This window comes from Streptomyces sp. NPDC127106 (assembly GCF_042677605.1).
Classification (GTDB): domain Bacteria; phylum Actinomycetota; class Actinomycetes; order Streptomycetales; family Streptomycetaceae; genus Streptomyces.
Genome location: NZ_JBHXTC010000038.1, coordinates 59,642 through 76,498 on the forward strand (window position 1 = coordinate 59,642; position 16,857 = coordinate 76,498).

The following is a 16,857-nucleotide window of genomic DNA, read 5'->3' on the forward strand; positions in this document are numbered from 1 at the left end:
CGTGGCTCGCCTTACTCGCCCCGTGAAGGCCGTGAGCACAAGGGATCAGCAGAGCTGATCCGGATCTGACGTCGAAGAACATCCTCGTTCCGCCAGGAGTCGGCCTGGCCGACTCCATGAGCGGCTACCGCCTTGCCGTGTCCTGTGCCGGCCCGTGCACTCCAGCATCCGTACCACGGAACTGCACTGACAACGCCGAGGTGTTCCTCTCCTGGCTGACGAAGCCGGACGACCTCGTTGAGGACCCGGCTGGCCCAGGCCCCCGAAGGCTCGCTGAACCACTACCTGTCAACTCCGCCCGTGACCATAGACGAGGGGCCGAAGGACCTGCTCGTCGAACTGCCCTGGCAGCAGGCGCGCACGTACCAGGCCGCCCGAGGCCGGAAAGTCGATCTCGCCACCGCCCGGCCCCGTCGTCACGCGTGTCCGGCAGGACTCCGCACGCCCCGGAACCGCTGTGCGGCTCGTGCGAAGACCACGGCCTGATCACCCGCTTTGACCGGTCCACGAACGGGATCACCGGACACAGCCGGTGCGACAACGCCCCGTGGGAGGCGGGAGCCGAGACCGCCGCGCACGTGTGCGCCGGTCGCCGCTACTGCCCTCCGTTCTGACGCCACGGCGCCTCCGAAAAACAACCGCGCGCCCGGCACCACGTGGAGCACGGCCGCCGAGGGCGGCGAGTGTTCCGAGGTGTCGGCCACCATGACCGAGCGGCTCCGTCACAGCAAGCCCGAGTGGTCTCTTCTCGAACGGTGGCCGGCAACTGCGCCAGGCTCTTCTCTTCTGCATGATCAGCGGAGCTGATCCGGTCTGGCCTTCGGAAGATCACGTCCACGCCAGGAGTACAGCCGTGAGCCAGGCGCTCCGCTGCAGAGCAGCGCCGGGAGTCTCGCTGACGAATCCATCACCTCGTCCGGGGGAGATCGTCAGGCCCCGAGCGCCTCCTCCTACCTGCCCTGTTTCGATGCCCACGATCAGGCGCGGGTCGCGAAGTACCTCTTCGGCGTGCGCGTTTGGCCGTCACCCGCTGCCCGCTGCCCGCTGCCCGCTGCCCGCTGCCCGCTGCCCGCGGGTAGCGCCGGGTCTGCGGCTCCCGTACCTCGAGCACCTGGTCCGGGACCTGCACGCCATGCTTGGAAAGCTCCTCATCCGACCCGAGCGGATTCAGCCGGGCCTGCTCGCGAAACAGAACCCGCGGAGACGCAGCGTCCTCGTGTGGCAGGGCGTATCAGCGTTCGGACGACTGATCTCTTCGACCTCGGCCTTCGAGGTCGCGTCCGATGCTTCACATATCAGGCCACCTCCTTACTGTGCTTGCCCGCGGGCTTCGCGGCGAGGGCCTGCTGCTCGACGTGCCGTGCCGCGATGTACAGGCCCTCGCGGTTCAGGTGCCGCGAGTAGCTCGAGTCGAGGTAGAGCACGGGCACATCGCCGGCCGCCTTCAGAAGCGCAGGGTGCAGCAGGTGCTTGATGGGGCCCGAGCCGCCGCCGTAGACGTAGACGACCTCGGTCGTCGCACCGGCCTGGGAGAGGACGTCGCCGAAGGAGGAGGCGATCTCCTCGACCAGGTAGCTGGCCTCGTCCTCGACGAAGCCGGCGGCGCGCTGGTGACGATTCTTCACCAGCACAGACGGCTTTGCGTGGAGGAAGTCCGCCAGCTGCTTGCGTGAGGAGAACTGCAGCGTGGCGTCCGACTCACTCATGCGCTCCATGGCGTTCATCAGCGCGGTGCCGTAGCCCTCGTCGAGCGTGGCTGCCGCCTCGGGGTTGAACCGCCCATCGGTGAAGACCGGGAAGTTCACGGTGCCCTCACCGACGTCGACGCCGATGGTGTTCTGCACCGCCACCAGATCGGAGGCCGAGACCCCTTCCACGACGGAGGCGTCGCGAGTGCGCAGATCATCGAGAAGAGCCTGGGCCAGCGGCTCGCCCTTGTCGGTGATGGCGAACTGCGCGGAGGCACCCTCGGCCATCACCTGAACGTCGACGAACTGCAGGCGCACCGAGACCGGGGTGCTGAAGTTCTTGATCGTCACCAGGTGCACCGCGGGGTCGGTGCTGCCCAGCAGACCGATGAACTCTGCGGCGTAGGCGTGGCGGCGCGCGACGAACTCGGAGATCGGCAGCGCCAGGCCGGCGCGCACCTGCACGCGCAGCTCGTGATCGGGCAGCGCGCCGTTCTCGCGGACGTAGTCGCGCAGGGCCTTCGCGGCGAAGGTACCCAGGACCAGGACCTTGCTCAGCTCCTGATCAGCCTTGGAGTGCTTGCCCAGTACCTCGAACTCGGTGAACTTCGAGCCGCGCACGCTCAGTGCTGCCCGGCCGAAGATTCGGCGGTCCGACGCCGCTACCAGGGTTGTGGTGAGCGAGCAGTCGAGCTGGTTGTAGAAGTCGCCGGCCATCACGGAGGCCGCATCCGCGTCGGGGAGCGGCACCTTCGGCGAGGTGCGGGAAGTCGAGACGACTGCGCTGGGCAGATCGATCTCGTCGAAGATCTCCCGCTTCGTATTCTGGATGACGCCCTTGACGTAGCCGTTGCCGACGTCGATGCCGCCGGTGAGGGTGATGATGTCGTTGCTGTTGGCGCTCATGAATTCGGTCCCTCAGTGTCTGTGTTGTCTGCCTGGAAAATGAAATTCACCGCGCCACTCAGCGCCGAGTACTCGCCATGATTTCGTCAATGGAGGCCTGCTTCGGCGGCTCCGGGGTTGGGCTGGGTGCCCTTACCGCAGGACCCTCGACCGTCTCAACAGGTGTCGGAACCGGCTCGGGTTGGGCTACCGGCGCTGGTGCTGTCTTCTCGACGACGGCGTCGGCCTGGTCGGCGCCCACGGGCTGTGGCTGAACAGGCATGGCGGCCGGACGGCGCTCGGTGACCGCCTCGTCGTCCTCGCGCTGCTCGGTGCTCTCCAGCGGCGGCCGGCCGCGACGCGGCAGCTGCTCGACGGGCTTGTAGTAGACGTCGACGTATCCGTCGCGCTGAATGGACTCCCGAATGAGCAGTCGCAGCGACTGCGAGATGTTCTCCTGCTGATCGAGCCACTCGATCACCGAGGTGTCGGCAGCGGGCACGGTCCAGCGGACCTTGCGAGGTTCACCTGGCCGATTCGCCATTGCACTCACCTCGCCCTGCCACTCGCCCCTGCACTCCATTCGGTCGTTCGCCGGATGTCTCTCGCCCTGTCACATGGACTCACCACCCTTCATGTTTCCACTCGAATGCGAATCACTATGAGTCAACCCTAGTGTCCCTATCGAGCCCCATGCAAGTCCCACTTGATACGCGAGTTGGGTGCCATTGATGTCCCCAGTCGTCTCTGGCAGGGACACCTGCGAGACGCCGCAGTGCCGCTGCCGGAGACGACTGGGCGGAAGCCGACGGCGCCGTGCGCCCATGAGTCCTACATGCAACGCAACAAGGGCTCCCGCGGGACACCTGTGAGACACCCGGCGTCAGGGCGTGGTCTCGGGGGAGCCGCACGAGGGCACACGTAAGCTCCCACTGGTATCCCGACCGTGCCTCCTGAGAGACACCACCCGGCTCCCCGGCGCAGATGTGTCCTCCGAGGGCACCATGTGCGACACCGGGGCGGCACTGTGGGAGCGCGCGCGAGATGCTGTGCGGACACGCGCGGGACTCTGAGAGACACAGCAGCAGCAGTCGGTGTCTTATACGTGTCCCAGTCGCGGCCCCTGCGTGTTCCGATGGGTCACCGCAGAGACGCGAGGGAAGCGCTGATTCACGGGGCCGCGAGGCCTGACCGCGCCCCTTGCCAAAGCCATCCGGCGCGTACGTTGACACGGTCACGGACCGCTGGCGGAGCGTGGCCAGCACAGTTGTCAGCGAGACACCGGCACAGCGCTGGTGCGGCGGTCGGCACAGGGGCGTCATCGAGCCGACACGGTTGCGCAGAGAGAGAAGGGTCGAAGGGGGGAGCAGGCCCCCACACCCAGCGAGCGTGCGAGGAACGACGTGCTTGCGCAGCATGGGCCGTGGGGTGGAAGAGGCTCGGAGGCATTGCTGCGGAGGCACCCCCTGGAGGAAGACGACAACGTTCCGATACCCCTCGAGCTGCTCGCTGTGCCCGATGGGCAGATGGTCGCAGCAGCCGGGGCTCTCTTCTTCTGATGCATCCACGAGAGACCGCCCCGGGCTCGCCGCGCAAGCGCGAAACGAAACACGGCCCGGGGCCGGATCGTGTGTCGACGAGGTAGTGCCGAACGCCCGCCTCGGACGCGGTGCGTGACGTGCTGGCACGCTGCCGCGGCAGCACCGGAGCAACGACCGGAGCACAGCAAATCCAGGTTGGTGCAACCAGCGCAACACGATGGTGCGAGGCCGGCTACGCCGTCAGCAGCGGGCGATGAAGCAGAGCGTTGTCCACAGCCGAAGCGACGGCGTCGCGAGAGGCCGGATCCGCTGCTGGGCGAGGGCTGTGCCGCCTGCGGCAGCAAGGTGATGAGCCGGGGCTGTGCCCCCTCGGGAGCAGACCCGTACCCCGCCTCGTTCGTGCCTCACGAGGACGGATCGGCACGGGGGTACGGCCGTATCCCGAACGACGAAACAGCAGTACAGCCAGAAGGTGTGATGACCAGGCGAAACGGCCAGACCCGTACCCCCGCTGCACGGAAGGGGGGAGGGGTACGAGTCGAGAGGGTACGGACCGTTTCCCCTGATGTTCCAGGCTTCCGCGAATGCTCCAGCCGTGGAACACGGGGACGGCGACAAGGAAGTGAAAGGGCATAAGGGAACTTGATAACACGTGTCCTGCGGACCCTCGCTCCGCTCGGCCTCTTCACTGCGCTCCGATGACGTGTCAGGCATAGCCGACGGGTTCCACCGGTCGCTTAGCTCGCCGGTCCGTCGGTCGCCGGCGCTCCCTCTGGCTAGGTCAGCCCTGCGCTTGAGAGACGAACCCCAACACTGCCCCGCCGCCCCTGTCCACAGACGTGCGGACAGGGGCGAAGGGTGCAGCAGTGGATAGGCAGGCGCGCAGCGCCTGGCTCAGGCGAGAAGTGACGCTCCGCGCGGTGGCTCGCAGTGCGATCCGGCCAGGGGTGGATCACTCCAGCGGATCTTCCGGGTCGTCAGTCGGCAGGGCCGGCGCGGGAGCTGGGCTGAACATCGAGATCGCACGGACCCCACCGGGGTCCGCACTCGATGGTCGCTACTCCACTCGAGTCCACGAAGAGGCACACCACGACATGGCCCCGGCCTGAACTCGTCCTGCGATGGAGGAGCCCGCTGCGTGCCGAAGTTGTAGAAGTCAAACAGCGAAGCCGTCGCCGAGGATGCGCTCCGGCGAAGTCGGGGACGTCGACGACGTCGACTCAACCGACGACGAGAACAGCACGGTCGTCACCGTGAACATCCCCCGCAGCGGTGACGGGATGTACATCGTCCACCTCATGCCGATGCGTGGTGACGATCGGTTTCGCGTCGAGCTCCAGCGGGAGAAGGACCTGGCCGTGATCGGGTCCAGTACCGGGCGGCCGGAATGGGGCAGCGGCACGCAGGCCGCCGCGCCTGCACAGACGCCAGGACCGCGGCTCTCGACTCCAGCTGTGGAGACCGCCGAGTCACCAGGAGAGGAGACTCCAATGATTGCTGAAATGATTCCAGAATCGTTCTCGCACGTCGTCCTGGTCACCGGTTCCCGCAGCTGGAACGAGGCGAAAAGCATGCCTGAGACATTCGACGACGCCGGGCGCGGCTGGGGGCCCAAGAACGTCACCCGGCCGGTGCTTCTTTCGGGGCACTGTCCCAAGGGGGCTGACACGAGGGCGGAACCGATGTGGCGGGACGCAGGCTCGGAGATCGTCATCTTTCCCGCCGACTGGTCGGCCCGGGAGCAGGCGGATTCCAGCGGAACCAGGAGGTAGGTGGTCGACGCCGCCCAGGTCTTCCGCGAGGCCGGGGCTCAGGTGCTGTGCACGGCCTTCCTCGGCCTCTGCCGGAAGCCCGGATGCCCGAAGCGAAGCCAGGAGCAGCTCATGCCGGATGCACCGGGGCACTTCTCACACGGCACCATCCGCTGCAGGGCTCGAGTGTGAGCTGCGGGGACCAAGACGACCCATGTGATCCATCCGGTCTGAAGACGCGCGATGGGCCCTGCAGTGTGCTGCAGGGCCCATCGGGGGTGAATGAGAGAAATCGGCCAGGAGGCGAACATCAGGCTCGGCGCTAGTTGCTCCGATCGATGCCGTGAGCCTCGTCGTAGGCCTTCATGATCCCCTTCGGGATGCGCCCCCGATCCGCGAACTCGTAGCCCTCTTCCTTGGCCCACTCGCGGATCTTGTCTCGCTCCTCGGCAGTCGTCTCAGGTACGACTCGCTTCTTGGGCGCAGGCTTCCCGGCTTTCCGGCTGACCTCCAGGTACGACTTCAGCGCAGCCTCAAGGCCCTTCTTCTCCTCAGCTGTGAGGTCGACTTCGTACCAGGTGTCTCCCAGGCCGAAGGTCACGGTAGCCGCATCCGGCTTACCGCTGAGATCTGACTCGACAATGCTTCGAATAGCCATACCGGTGAGAGTAGCCGATGTGCAAGGACTTTGGAAAGCCTGTCGAACTCATTCGATATAAGTGCGCCATTTGGAACCCGAATGAGACTCAAAGATGCTGGTGAATTGGCAGAAGAAGTGACTGGTACTGCTAAAATCGCAGCAACGTTGAAAGGGCGTCTCGTACCTCGTTCTCCACCGACCAGCGACCCCATCGAGAGGGCCTCCACCATGTCCACGCTTCATGCCGCCGACGACCACTCGCTCACCGACGAGGACATCGACCTCTTCACGCTGCTGTGTCAGCGCACAGGATGGTCGGATCAGTACCTGAAGGAGAACGAGTCGACATCGACGGCACCTCCTCTGGCGTCCTCGGCTACGCAGGGCTGTCCGAGCTCGGCTTCGACGTCGAGCGGCACCTGCCCGACGACCGCCGCGGCCACGAGCTCGCGCCCGAGGACGTCGCCGAGATCCATGCGAAGTGGCCTGATACCCGGGCTCTGCTCACCTGCTACGCCGGAGACTCCCCCCGCGGTGTCGCCGCCGCGCGTGCCCCGGGCTGGACGACGTTGCTGACCGACCACCACGAGGAACTCGCGCCGGGCTCGACCGCGGACACCACTGTCGACCCGTGCCGGATCGACGAGACCTACGCCCACACCGGGGTCTGCGGTGCCCACGTCCTCTACCAGGTGATCGGGGCATACACCCGCGTGCACCGGCCCGAGAAGCTCTGGGAGATCCGCCTGCTGCGTCTGTTCGCCGGGCTCGGCACTGTCTCCGACGTCATGCCCGTGCTGTACGAGAACCGCCGGCTGGTGCGCGATGCGATCTCGATTGCCCGCCTGCTGCGCGTCGCCACGCCGAAGACCATCCCTCATCCCTGGGGTGGGTTCGACTCCGACCCCGATGCCACCGACATCGAGCAGTCGATACGGATGCAGCCGCTGCGCACCGAGCCGCATCACCCGGTCTGCTACCGGGGCTTCGAGGGCTTCGCGATCGTGCTGAAGACCTTCGCCCGGGTCGGCAGGATCCGAGACGTCGACGACCGCGACGAGGGCTTCTTCGGCTTCGGAAGAACCCACCGCCGGGGACCGGCCTCTGGCCCCGCGGGTGTACCTCTCGGGCGCCCCCCGGGCATGTACGGATTGCTGGCCAACCGGATGATGGGGTTCAACGGCCACCCGGTCGTCGTCGTCAACCGGCCCGCCGACCCCGACGATTTCGTCAGCGGTTCCGGCCGCGCGCCGAGGTGGTTCGACATCATCACCAGCCTGGAGCAGCACGACGGTCTCAGCGCCATCGGACACCAGCGGGCCCGCGTCCTTCGCGTCGCGAAGGCCGAGAAGCTGGGCCACCTGGTCGCCGTGCTGCAGGAGACCGCCCGGGTTGCCCTGCTCGCTGTCAGCACCGATGGCCCAAAAGGCGATCTCGTGCTCGGCCCGGACGCCGACTGCGACGCCGGCCCTCAAGACCTGCGGCCGCTGTTCGAGCTGGTGCGCCGGACCGAGGGCCTCAAGCCCTTCGGGCACGGCTTCACCACGCCGGTCGTCGAGATCGAAACAGATCACCACGGGCGCTTGAGCCCGTACAGGAGGAGACCATGACGACGCCACCGACCACTTCGCGTCTGCTCGGCATCGGGTGGTGCGCCCTCGTGCCGTTCGCCGTCGTCGCGGTCTACCTCGGTCTGGGCACCGTCGCAGTCCGCCTCATCGGAGAGCCGATCGTCGCGACCTGCGTCCTGGGCATGCTTGTTGTCATCCTGGTCGGCTCAGTGAGGATCCAGCGGCCCCAGTGGCTCGCGCATGCGCCGGCCCCGCGGCCGCGCGTTGAAGTTCCGCGCTTCGGGTGGACCGCCGTCGGCTGCGCGGTTCTGGCATTCCTCGCCGGGCAGTCGATGGCCTTGTGGATCTACGCCACGACCGGTTCCACGGGCTTCGACGCGTCGAACCAGACGAGGCACGCGGCCGGAGTGCTGACGACCCTGCTGCTCGCCATGGTCGCGGCTCCTGCGGGCGAGGAGGCCCTGTTCCGGGGACTGGTCTACCCCTTGCTGCGCAAGCGGGTGGGCATCCTCGCTTCCACGCTGGTCACCGCCCTGGTGTTCGGCCTGCTGCACGGCAACGCCGTGCAGTTCGCCTCGACCCTGCCATTGGCGGTGCTCCTGGCCCTGATCTACGAGCACACGCGCGTGCTATGGCCCTGTGTGCTCCTGCACCTGGGCTTCAACCTCGCTGCCGCCCTTGTCCCGGCACAGGTGCTCTTCCCTCTGGCGAACCCCGTCTCCGCGGCGCTCCTGTACCTGGCTTTCGCCGGCTGTGCCTTTGGGCTCTACCGGCGGGTCGCCGGCTTGACTGCGCCGGGCGCGCTCAAGGCCTCGGGAGGCGAGTCCGCGATGCAGTGAGCGAGGTACTCAGCCTCTTCTGAAAACGATGTCGCCAAGGTCCTGACGTCCATGCCGGGGGATCGGCGTCAGGACCGAAGCACGGATCCCCATCGACGTCGGCGACGGATCCAGCGCTCAAACCGGCCTTCTCACTCTCTTCGTTCGCTGCCCCGGCCAACCCGACCTCCCGCACCTACTGCGACAAGAAGATCAGTCAAGGAGGGCACCACGCCCAAGCCCTCCTCCGCCTCGCCGGACGCCGAGCCGACGTCCTCAAGACCGCCCACCGCCGCCACGGGCTCACCCCGGCCGGGAAGAAGGTCTTCGACATGCCGATGCACAACAGCGAACCGAAGCTGCGCGCCGTCTTCGAAGAGCTCAAGGCCAAGTTCGCCACCGTCCTGGTCATCGTGGTAGCCCGCCTCGATCGGCGCCCTGCCCCTGACCGTCGCCCGCGACGCCGGCTGGGAAGTCGCCTACCTGCCCGGACTCGCCATGCGGCGGATCGCCGACCTCTACCCGTGCGAGGCGAAAGCCGATGCGAAGGACGCGGTAGTGATCGCGGATGCGGCCCGGATCATGCCGCAGCCGCACAGCCTGCGCTCGCTCGCGCTGCCCGACGAAATCACCGCCGAGCTCAGCGTCCTGAATGGCTTTGGCCAGGACCTCGCCGCAGAAGCCACCCGCACCAGCGACCGGATACGCGGCCTGCTCATCCAGTTCCACGCATGACTGCAAGCGGGTCCTGGGTCTACGGCCGGACCACCCTGCCGTCACCTGGCTCCTCGAGCGCTACGGATCCCCGGCCGCACTGCGCAAGGCCGGCCGCCGCAGACTCGTCGAGCTGATCCGGCCCAAGGCTCCGCGCATGGCCACCCGGCTGATCGAGGACGTCTTCGACGCCCTCGACGAGCAGACCGTAGTGGTTCCGGGAACGGGCACCTCGGCGTGGTCATCCCCTCGCCGGCCCGCTCGCTTGCCGCGGTCCACGAACAGCGCCGGGCACTGGAAGCCCAGATCGGCACCCTGCCGGTCCTGGCCTCGATGCCCGGAGTCGGAGTCAGGATCGCCGCCGTCCTGCTGGTCACCGTCGGCGACGGCATGGCTTCCCCAGTGCCGCCCACCTCGCTTCCTACGCCGGCCTCGCTCCCACGACCAGGTCGCCGGGGACCCCGATCCACGGCGAACACGCCCCAAGAGAAGGAAACCGCCGGCTCAAACGCCGATGTTCCTCTCCGCGTTCGCCCGCATGAACACCGACCCGGCCTCACGCACCTACGACGACCGGCAAAGAGCCCGCGGCAAGACGCACACCCGAGCCCTCCTCCGCCTCGCCCGCCAACGCATCAGCGTCCTGTTCGCCATGCTCCGAGACGGCACCTTCTGAAATCCAGGACTCCTCAAGCCACCCTCGCCGCAGTCGAACGTCACCACGCCGAGTACCCCTCGACGATGGTGCCCGCGGCGCTCGCCGTCGGCAGCCCCATACGGTGAGCGCAGATCCCGCCTACACCCGAACGCACCGTAAATGCAATCGACTTGACAGGATCGTTGTGCGTAGGGATATCGTACGGACTCTCAAGTGGGCTGGATGATCAACACCTTTGGTTGACCCGGCCATGCTGTTCTGTTCCGCAACGGGGGGTAAGGCCAGTACATGCGGTGGAAAGTTCGCCGCGTCGGCAAGGGGCATACGGTCAGCCACCGTGCCGTACGCCGGGCGGCCGGGAACATCGTTGAGAAAGCCAAGCGCCGGGCGCAGCCGTTTGACGACATCTTCCACCCGCGCAGTGTCCGTGGACCACGACCAGTCCACCGCACTGTTACCCGGGCGTTCACGGGCGCCGTCATCGCGTTGGCCTTCGCGTTCACCGTTGCGTTCGAGATTGTCACTGAAATCCCGTACTTCATGGAACCGCACGCTGGCGTCTTGGGTCTACCGATAGGCATGGGCCTGTTCTGTCTCTGCACCGCTGCCGTCGCGGTCTGCGCGGCGCAGCGGGGCGGCGCGGTCAAGCAGACACCCGGGCGGGCGGTGAATGCCGTGGCAATGGTGCTGGACGTCGTCTACGACGTGCTGCACATGGTCACCACACGTCGTCACGCTGGGCAGCGAAGCGAGGGTTCACTGCACACGCGAAAAGTCTGACGACTACTTGGCTCAGCCTGCCGACGCATGACTGAGCGCGGGGCGGGTTGGAGCTCCGAAAGCAAACGGGGCAGGGGCGAGGGGGACGGGGCGATGAGGTGGGCTGCTCTACGGGGGACCGCCCGGAGCGGGGAGAGTGGCGGGTTGCGTGCAGAACCAGGCGGTAGAACGCCGATGCACCTCGCGAGAGCAGTCATGCAGTGGCGCAGGGACCCTTCGCGGCGCGCCCTCTTGAAGGAATGCGAGAAGCTGCTTGCCGATCTGCCTGTGCCCACTCCCTTCAGTGTCGAGGCGCTGGTCCGAAACATGGAGCATGCGCTGAAGCGTCAGATTCGGCTGGTGCCTTTTGACGACCCGGATGGAGGGCTGGGCACAGCCTGCGGCCTTCGAGTCAGGACGCCGGAGTTCACGGTCGTGCTCTACCGGCGCCGGTCCAGCCGGAACCAGACCGAGCACATCATCCTTCATGAGCTGGCGCACGAGTGGCTGGACCACGGGAGCACCCTGAACGATGAAGAGGTCGAGCGATACGTCCCTGAGCACATCCGGGAGGAAGTCCTTCGTCGATTCCCCCTGGCTCTGGTCCAAGGCCGCGTGAACTACGACAGCCCGGAGGAGCAGCAGGCCGAGTTGTCGGCGTCCCTGATCAAGCGGTTGGCCCGCCGTCAGCCGTTGGCCGGCGACGACATGGTCAGCCTCTTGGAGTCCTCGCTCTCCCACCCGGTTGCTCCGCCGCGGCGTGGCCCCAAAAACGAATAACGGACGGCATGCTCCACTTCTTCAGGTACCTGACCGCGGCCGTGATGACCCTCATAGCCGTCTGGCGATTCCCCGCCGTCCGGTACGGTGACGCGCACCGCCGAGCCCTCTGGGGCGGCTACGCCGGATTCTCCGTGGCCTTGTGGCTCTACACACCAGCAGCGATGCAGGCCGTGGACCGCATCCCCGTGATCGATCTGAACGCTCTCCTGAGACACTTCGCCAGCACCGCCGCCATCATCGCGTCCTTGACGTACGTTGCGACCAGCTACGGCAAGAGCTCCGCAGCCGTGGTGCCACGACACGTCACGGTGTCGCGCTGGATCGCCCGTGCCTCCTACCCGGTGGGCGCGATCGGCGTGACCCTGCTCACCATTCTCTTTTTCACCGTTGTGGACCGCCGGCGGCAAAGCGAAGACTTCCTCAGCGATCATGCAGGGGAATTGGGTGCCGCTGCGTATATGAGCGTCTTCTACTTCTTCCCGCTCGTCACAACCGCCGTCTGCGGCTACCAGTGGTCGCGGGGGGCGCGAGAAGCCGAGACGATCAGTATGCGAATCGGTCTCAGGCTCATGGGAATCTCGATGTGGATGGGGCTCCTCCACACGACGGCCCGAATCGTCATCGTGTGGACGGCGGTATTTTTCCCGCTGAGTCATTCCACAATGGAGATGCTCATTGATCTCACGGCGATGTGGATGAACCTGCTCTTCCTGATCGTGGCCGTAGGCGCGAGCATCCCCACCACCAGCGTCGTTGCTGCTCGCTGGAAGACATGGAAGACCCTCTACCGGCTTCACCCGCTCTGGTTCGACCTGGTGAAGGCTTTCCCCGGAACGAGTCTCTACCCGCCCGGGTCGCGCCTGGCCGAGCTGATCCACATGCGGGTCCCCAGCGATGTCCGCCTGGACCGATGGACCCAGGACATCGCTGATGCCTGCGAGAAGCTCCGGTACTACGCCCCGGAGACGCTCCTGTGGGCTGCTGAGGAGGCAGCCGCGTCGCACCCCGACCCCGAGCCGGGCGCCGAGGCGTACTGGATCGCCGCGGCGCTCCGTGCCGCTGCCACCACGAAGCCCAGCCAATACGCGACGGGCCCGCTCCAGGAGAAACCTTTCGTCGACACGAACAGCGAGGCGGCTTGGCTCGTGCGAGTGAGCAAGGCCTACGCGGTCATCACCCCGGGCGACGCTCAAGAGCTTCTGGAGCAGTCTGCGGAGCTGAGTCTTGAACCGGACGCGTAAAACGCTGAAGAAGTCGACTCAATTGGGAGGTCGCGTGAAATAGAAAACAGCCCACAGGTGCCATTGCCGCCCTTCGAATTCGGGCGGGGCCGCCCGTCCCGCAAAGAGGTGGCTGGTACCGGTACCGTGGGCCAGACAGTGGGTGGCATCGTCTTCCGCCCTGTAAATACCGCCGACCCTGGAAAGCGAAGCGCAGGCGCTGTCGCCGCCACGCGTATGCCGGGGCCGGAACGCTGTCCCGTACGGGCGGCGCCCAGATTCTCAGCACTGGAGTTCCTGCATGTCTCAGCACACCGGCCTCGTCCTCGACTTCGGAGGCGTGCTCACCACACCGCTCCTGCCCGTGGTGCTCGCCTTCGAGCAGCGTGAAGGGCTTCCCCAGGGTGCATGCATCTCGGCCCTGTACCAGGACGAAGAGGGTGTCCGGATCACCAGCGACCTCGAGCGCGGAGCGGTCAGCCAGACCGAGTGGAACGCGTTCGCCGGCAAGAAGCTGGGCGTCTCTCCCGACAACCTGATGGGCAGGATCTTCGGAGGCCTGCGTCCGGAGCCGCTGCTGATCAACGCGGCCGCCGCGGCGCGGCGAGCGGGGATCAAGGTGGGCATCCTGTCCAACTCGGTGGGCCTCGCGCCCTGGGACCTCTACGACGGCTACGACCTCGAGAAGCTGTACGACGTCGTGGTGATCTCCGAGCACCACCAGCTGCGCAAGCCCGACCCCGAGCTCTTCGAGATCACGCTCAAGCTCATGGAGATGCCTGCCGAGCAGTGCGTCTTCGTGGACGACACCGAGGCGTACGTCCAGGCGGCGGAGCAGCTCGGTTTCGCGGGGGTGCACAACAAGGACCCCAAGCAGACGGTGGACGACCTGTCGAACCTGCTGGGCGTGGACCTCACCGCCGCGCCGTAGCCGTCCCCCGAGCAGGCGCCTGGTCCGGCCGTCCCCGGCTGTTGACCACCTCACTGCGAGGTGGTCAACAGCCGGGGATCTGCGTTGTGCCGGTGCGGCTCGGGATCCTGGTCGTGGGCGTCAGGACAGCGGGACCGCATCCGGTACGCGGAAGGTGGCGTTCCGCCACCGGACGAAGCCCGGCCGTCGGTTACCTCGACAGGCTGCATGGGGCGTGCCCCGAGCTGCAGCCCAGCCGCAAAGGGCGTCAGGCCGAGAGCGGCAAGCGGCCCGCTCTGCCATGGCCATGGCCAGGGGTGGACGGCTCGGCGGCGCTGTCAAGGCGTGGCGCCGGCGTCACTGCTCGCTCTGCTCGCCCGGCAGCTTGTTCTTCAGCTCTCCGACGACTTCGTTGATCTTGGCCATCATGTCGGCCGACAGCCCCGCCTGGTTGCCCCGGGCGGCGAGGCCGAGGATCTGGCCCTGGTGGATCGACCCCAGGAAGCGGATGGCTTCGAGGAATTCACCGGCCGCAGGGCTCAACTCGGCGTCGTTCTGGAAGAGGGCGATGTCGACCTGGAGAGCATGGGCCAGGCCGGCACGTACTGCGCCCGAGGCAGTCGTCGGGGCGCCCGAACGCAGCGTGGCGATGTCATCGGCAGTCATGTGCGTCGTGCCGCTGTGCTCGTTGACGGCCTGCGCGATCTGCTCGTTGGACGGAGGCGTCCGGCCCGCGTACCCGTGCTCCAGCAGATAGTTGATCTTCTCGCCGACGGTGCGAGGTGCAGACGGACGAGCTTCCCTCGGCGGCCGCGCCCTGCGGAGCCCGAACGAGACGTCCTGCGCGGCCAGCAGCTCTTCCGTCGTCACCCCGTAGGCGTGCGACAGAGGTCCCACGTAGGCGTCCTGGAGCCGACGCCTGCCGGACTCCGCGTTGCTCAACGGCACGCGACTGGCGTTGATGGCATCGGAGGCCTGCGCCACGCTGAGGCCGGCGTCGCAGCGGAGCAACTGCAGGTCCACGGGCCCGTCGTAGGGAAAGAGGACGTCAAGGTCCTGACCGAGTGCCGACGCGATCCCCGGGAGTTTCTCCCCCTTGGGGAACTCCTCGCCGCTTTCCCATCGCGCCACGGTGGGGCCGCGGACGCCTACTCTCGCGCCCAACTCCTTCTGGCTGAGCTCCTTGCCCCGTCTGACAGCTCGCACTCGGCTGCCGTCGAATTGACGTGGCACATGAACTCCTGCGACTTGGCGGTCCAGACCTCGGGTGGTGATGAGACAACCCTAACGGAAACCGGCTTGATCGATCCATGCATCTACCGTACGTTTCTGTATCGCACCTGATGGTGGGGCTCTGCTCGCGCGTCGATCCTATGCCCTGTGGTTAGTCCATCGCTGAACTACCCGCCCTGTACAAGGCGGGTCCACCGGACCCGGTCATGCAACGGCCCAGGAACCTGGAAGGATCCCACCGATGATCCACTCTCACCCAGAGGTGTCCAACTCTGGCGAGTTCAAAGGTTTCAACGAAGCCCGGCGCATCATGTGGTGCTACGAGGCTCGTGCCCGCGTGTGCGAGCGGTTCGAGGAGACGAGCTTCCTCGCTGATGCCAACGTCGCAGCGGTCCACGTCGACAACACCACCCGGGCAGACCGCGTGTTCCTCGTGGCGTTCGACGAGGCCGGCCGGCAGGTCGGCGTTGACACGCTCTACGTCGACGGGCCGAACCAACACCTGGACGTCGCTTCCGAGTTCGACCACGACTTCACTGGGATGGACGTCGTGCCGGACTCGCAGCTTGACCAGGCCATCTCTCGGGAGAACGGCTGGGTCGTCAACCTGAAGGTGCTGCGCGAGTACGAGCCCTTGGCCGATCGCCGGGCCACGCAGCGCGCGGTGTTCTTGGTGCATCTGCAGGACATGATGAAGAACGGCGAGGTCCGCGGATTCCTGTTTGGCCGAGGTGAGTCCGATGAGGCTGATGCGGCGTGAGGGGTCACGATCTTGTACGTCAGCCGACCCCGCCGGCCAGGCTGCTGGCGGGGTCGCCTGATCTCTGACGCTGTTACGGCGCTGCATCCTCGCAACGAGGAGGGGTCGGCACAGCTGATCCGGGTCGGTCCCGGGTGACGCCTGGCGGTGAGCCCCGCGAGGTCACGCAGTTCATCTTCGACACAGTCGCCTTCCAGGAGTGGAACCCGTGATGCCGCCCTGACGGCCTAGGTAGTGTCTGGAGTCCAGATCACGAGTTCGGTAGATCGCCTGCGCGATGAGGTCCGGCCTTGATAAGCCGTCAGTCATGGCACGAGGCGATCTCACCGACGACCAGTGGACCCTGATCGAGCCCCACCTCCCGATCGCCGCGGTCGGACCCATACCCGACCTGCGGAAACACTTCAATGCGGTGATGTGGCGGTTCCGCACCGGCAGCCCCTGGCGTGACCTGCCGGGTGAGTTCGGGCCCTGGCAAAGTGCCTACGACCGCTTCCGGATCTGGGCGACGCAGGGTGTCTTCCAGCACCTGATGGAGGCGATGATCGCCGAGACCGCCGCCCGAGGCCAGGTAGACCTGGGCCTGGTCAGTGTGGACTCGGCGACCGCCCGGGCCCACCACCACGCCGCCGGGATGGCCCTGGACCCGGTCCAGCTCGAAGTCCTGGAGAAGGCCGTCGAGGAGGAAAAGGGGCTCCAGCAAAGGGGCATACCTCCCAAGACGGCGGCCCGGATGATCCGGCCCGGGCCGAGCGGCGGGAGCGCCGCCGACGGCACCGGGCCCGGCTGAAAGCCGCTGAGCTGGGGCGTTCCCGGGGCGGGCTGACCAGCAAGATCCATCTTGCGGCCGATAGGCGCTGCCGCCCGCTGGCGTTCGTCCTCACGCCCGGACAGGCCGGCGACAGCCCGCAGTTCGTTCCGGTCCT

At 66.8% G+C, this 16,857-nt stretch carries 13 protein-coding genes and 2 pseudogenes; 10 read left to right on the plus strand and 5 right to left on the minus strand.

Going from position 1 to position 16,857, the window contains the following annotated elements; all coding sequences use genetic code 11:
• Positions 1 to 1,295: 1,295 nt before the first annotated feature.
• Together ACFVGY_RS26750 and ACFVGY_RS26755 are read right to left on the minus strand one after the other, a co-directional pair.
• Positions 1,296 to 2,594: a hypothetical protein gene (locus ACFVGY_RS26750; protein WP_385681549.1), complete on the minus strand. Its 1,299-nt coding sequence runs from the start codon at positions 2,592 to 2,594 to the stop codon at positions 1,296 to 1,298.
• Between the two features lie 58 nt (positions 2,595 to 2,652).
• Entirely contained in the window at positions 2,653 to 3,075 is a 423-nt protein-coding gene (locus ACFVGY_RS26755) for a hypothetical protein (protein ID WP_385681550.1), read from the minus strand.
• A 2,220-nt stretch (positions 3,076 to 5,295) separates the two neighbouring features.
• Between ACFVGY_RS26755 and ACFVGY_RS26760 the strand changes: the two genes are divergently transcribed.
• Positions 5,296 to 5,886, plus strand: a complete 591-nt coding sequence (locus ACFVGY_RS26760; protein ID WP_385681552.1) for a hypothetical protein — start codon at positions 5,296 to 5,298, stop codon at positions 5,884 to 5,886.
• Between the two features lie 301 nt (positions 5,887 to 6,187).
• On the opposite strand, the gene ACFVGY_RS26765 is transcribed toward ACFVGY_RS26760, so the two are convergent.
• Positions 6,188 to 6,523, minus strand: a complete 336-nt coding sequence (locus ACFVGY_RS26765; RefSeq protein ID WP_385681554.1) for an Lsr2 family protein — start codon at positions 6,521 to 6,523, stop codon at positions 6,188 to 6,190.
• A gap of 293 nt (positions 6,524 to 6,816) precedes the next feature.
• Between ACFVGY_RS26765 and ACFVGY_RS26770 the strand changes: the two genes are divergently transcribed.
• The 7 genes and pseudogenes from ACFVGY_RS26770 to ACFVGY_RS26800 all read left to right on the plus strand — a co-directional run bounded on the left by ACFVGY_RS26770 (position 6,817) and on the right by ACFVGY_RS26800 (position 13,959).
• Positions 6,817 to 8,115, plus strand: a complete 1,299-nt coding sequence (locus ACFVGY_RS26770; protein WP_385681556.1) for a DHH family phosphoesterase — start codon at positions 6,817 to 6,819, stop codon at positions 8,113 to 8,115.
• Positions 8,112 to 8,915 (plus strand): CPBP family intramembrane glutamic endopeptidase, encoded by an 804-nt coding sequence (locus ACFVGY_RS26775; RefSeq protein ID WP_385681558.1) that lies wholly within the window; start codon positions 8,112 to 8,114, stop codon positions 8,913 to 8,915. Before ACFVGY_RS26770 ends, ACFVGY_RS26775 begins: the two co-directional genes overlap by 4 nt.
• Before the next feature lie 191 nt (positions 8,916 to 9,106).
• Positions 9,107 to 10,281: pseudogene (locus ACFVGY_RS26780) on the plus strand (IS110 family transposase); the annotation flags it as partial.
• A 273-nt stretch (positions 10,282 to 10,554) separates the two neighbouring features.
• On the plus strand, positions 10,555 to 11,046 hold the full coding sequence (locus ACFVGY_RS26785) for a hypothetical protein (RefSeq protein WP_385681560.1): 492 nt from the start codon (positions 10,555 to 10,557) through the stop codon (positions 11,044 to 11,046).
• Between the two features lie 195 nt (positions 11,047 to 11,241).
• On the plus strand, positions 11,242 to 11,805 hold the full coding sequence (locus ACFVGY_RS26790) for a hypothetical protein (protein ID WP_385681561.1): 564 nt from the start codon (positions 11,242 to 11,244) through the stop codon (positions 11,803 to 11,805).
• Positions 11,806 to 11,813: 8 nt separating this feature from the next.
• Positions 11,814 to 13,049, plus strand: a complete 1,236-nt coding sequence (locus tag ACFVGY_RS26795) for an MAB_1171c family putative transporter (RefSeq protein ID WP_385681563.1) — start codon at positions 11,814 to 11,816, stop codon at positions 13,047 to 13,049.
• Positions 13,050 to 13,329: 280 nt separating this feature from the next.
• On the plus strand, positions 13,330 to 13,959 hold the full coding sequence (locus tag ACFVGY_RS26800; protein WP_385681565.1) for an HAD-IA family hydrolase: 630 nt from the start codon (positions 13,330 to 13,332) through the stop codon (positions 13,957 to 13,959).
• Positions 13,960 to 14,295: 336 nt separating this feature from the next.
• Here ACFVGY_RS26800 and ACFVGY_RS26805 read toward each other — a convergent pair whose 3' ends face one another.
• A complete protein-coding gene (locus tag ACFVGY_RS26805; RefSeq protein ID WP_385681571.1) occupies positions 14,296 to 14,961 on the minus strand; it encodes a helix-turn-helix domain-containing protein in 666 nt (221 codons plus the stop codon).
• A gap of 30 nt (positions 14,962 to 14,991) precedes the next feature.
• A pseudogene (locus ACFVGY_RS26810) lies at positions 14,992 to 15,171 on the minus strand (helix-turn-helix domain-containing protein); the annotation flags it as partial.
• Between the two features lie 241 nt (positions 15,172 to 15,412).
• On the opposite strand from ACFVGY_RS26810, the gene ACFVGY_RS26815 reads away from it, so the two are divergent.
• A complete protein-coding gene (locus tag ACFVGY_RS26815; RefSeq protein ID WP_385681567.1) occupies positions 15,413 to 15,931 on the plus strand; it encodes a hypothetical protein in 519 nt (172 codons plus the stop codon).
• Positions 15,932 to 16,238: 307 nt separating this feature from the next.
• Positions 16,239 to 16,721 (plus strand): transposase, encoded by a 483-nt coding sequence (locus ACFVGY_RS26820; RefSeq protein ID WP_385681569.1) that lies wholly within the window; start codon positions 16,239 to 16,241, stop codon positions 16,719 to 16,721.
• Positions 16,722 to 16,857 lie beyond the last annotated feature (136 nt).

Bases quoted from the DNA above. Each gene is read 5' to 3' on its own strand.
- ACFVGY_RS26750 (WP_385681549.1), bottom strand. From the start codon at position 2,594: ATGAGCGCCAACAGCAACGACATCATCACCCTCACCGGCGGCATCGAC.
- ACFVGY_RS26760 (WP_385681552.1), top strand. From the start codon at position 5,296: ATGCGCTCCGGCGAAGTCGGGGACGTCGACGACGTCGACTCAACCGAC.
- ACFVGY_RS26765 (WP_385681554.1), bottom strand. From the start codon at position 6,523: ATGGCTATTCGAAGCATTGTCGAGTCAGATCTCAGCGGTAAGCCGGAT.
- ACFVGY_RS26770 (WP_385681556.1), top strand. From the start codon at position 6,817: ATGGTCGGATCAGTACCTGAAGGAGAACGAGTCGACATCGACGGCACC.
- ACFVGY_RS26775 (WP_385681558.1), top strand. From the start codon at position 8,112: ATGACGACGCCACCGACCACTTCGCGTCTGCTCGGCATCGGGTGGTGC.
- ACFVGY_RS26785 (WP_385681560.1), top strand. From the start codon at position 10,555: ATGCGGTGGAAAGTTCGCCGCGTCGGCAAGGGGCATACGGTCAGCCAC.
- ACFVGY_RS26790 (WP_385681561.1), top strand. From the start codon at position 11,242: ATGCAGTGGCGCAGGGACCCTTCGCGGCGCGCCCTCTTGAAGGAATGC.
- ACFVGY_RS26795 (WP_385681563.1), top strand. From the start codon at position 11,814: ATGCTCCACTTCTTCAGGTACCTGACCGCGGCCGTGATGACCCTCATA.
- ACFVGY_RS26800 (WP_385681565.1), top strand. From the start codon at position 13,330: ATGTCTCAGCACACCGGCCTCGTCCTCGACTTCGGAGGCGTGCTCACC.
- ACFVGY_RS26815 (WP_385681567.1), top strand. From the start codon at position 15,413: ATGATCCACTCTCACCCAGAGGTGTCCAACTCTGGCGAGTTCAAAGGT.
- ACFVGY_RS26820 (WP_385681569.1), top strand. From the start codon at position 16,239: ATGGCACGAGGCGATCTCACCGACGACCAGTGGACCCTGATCGAGCCC.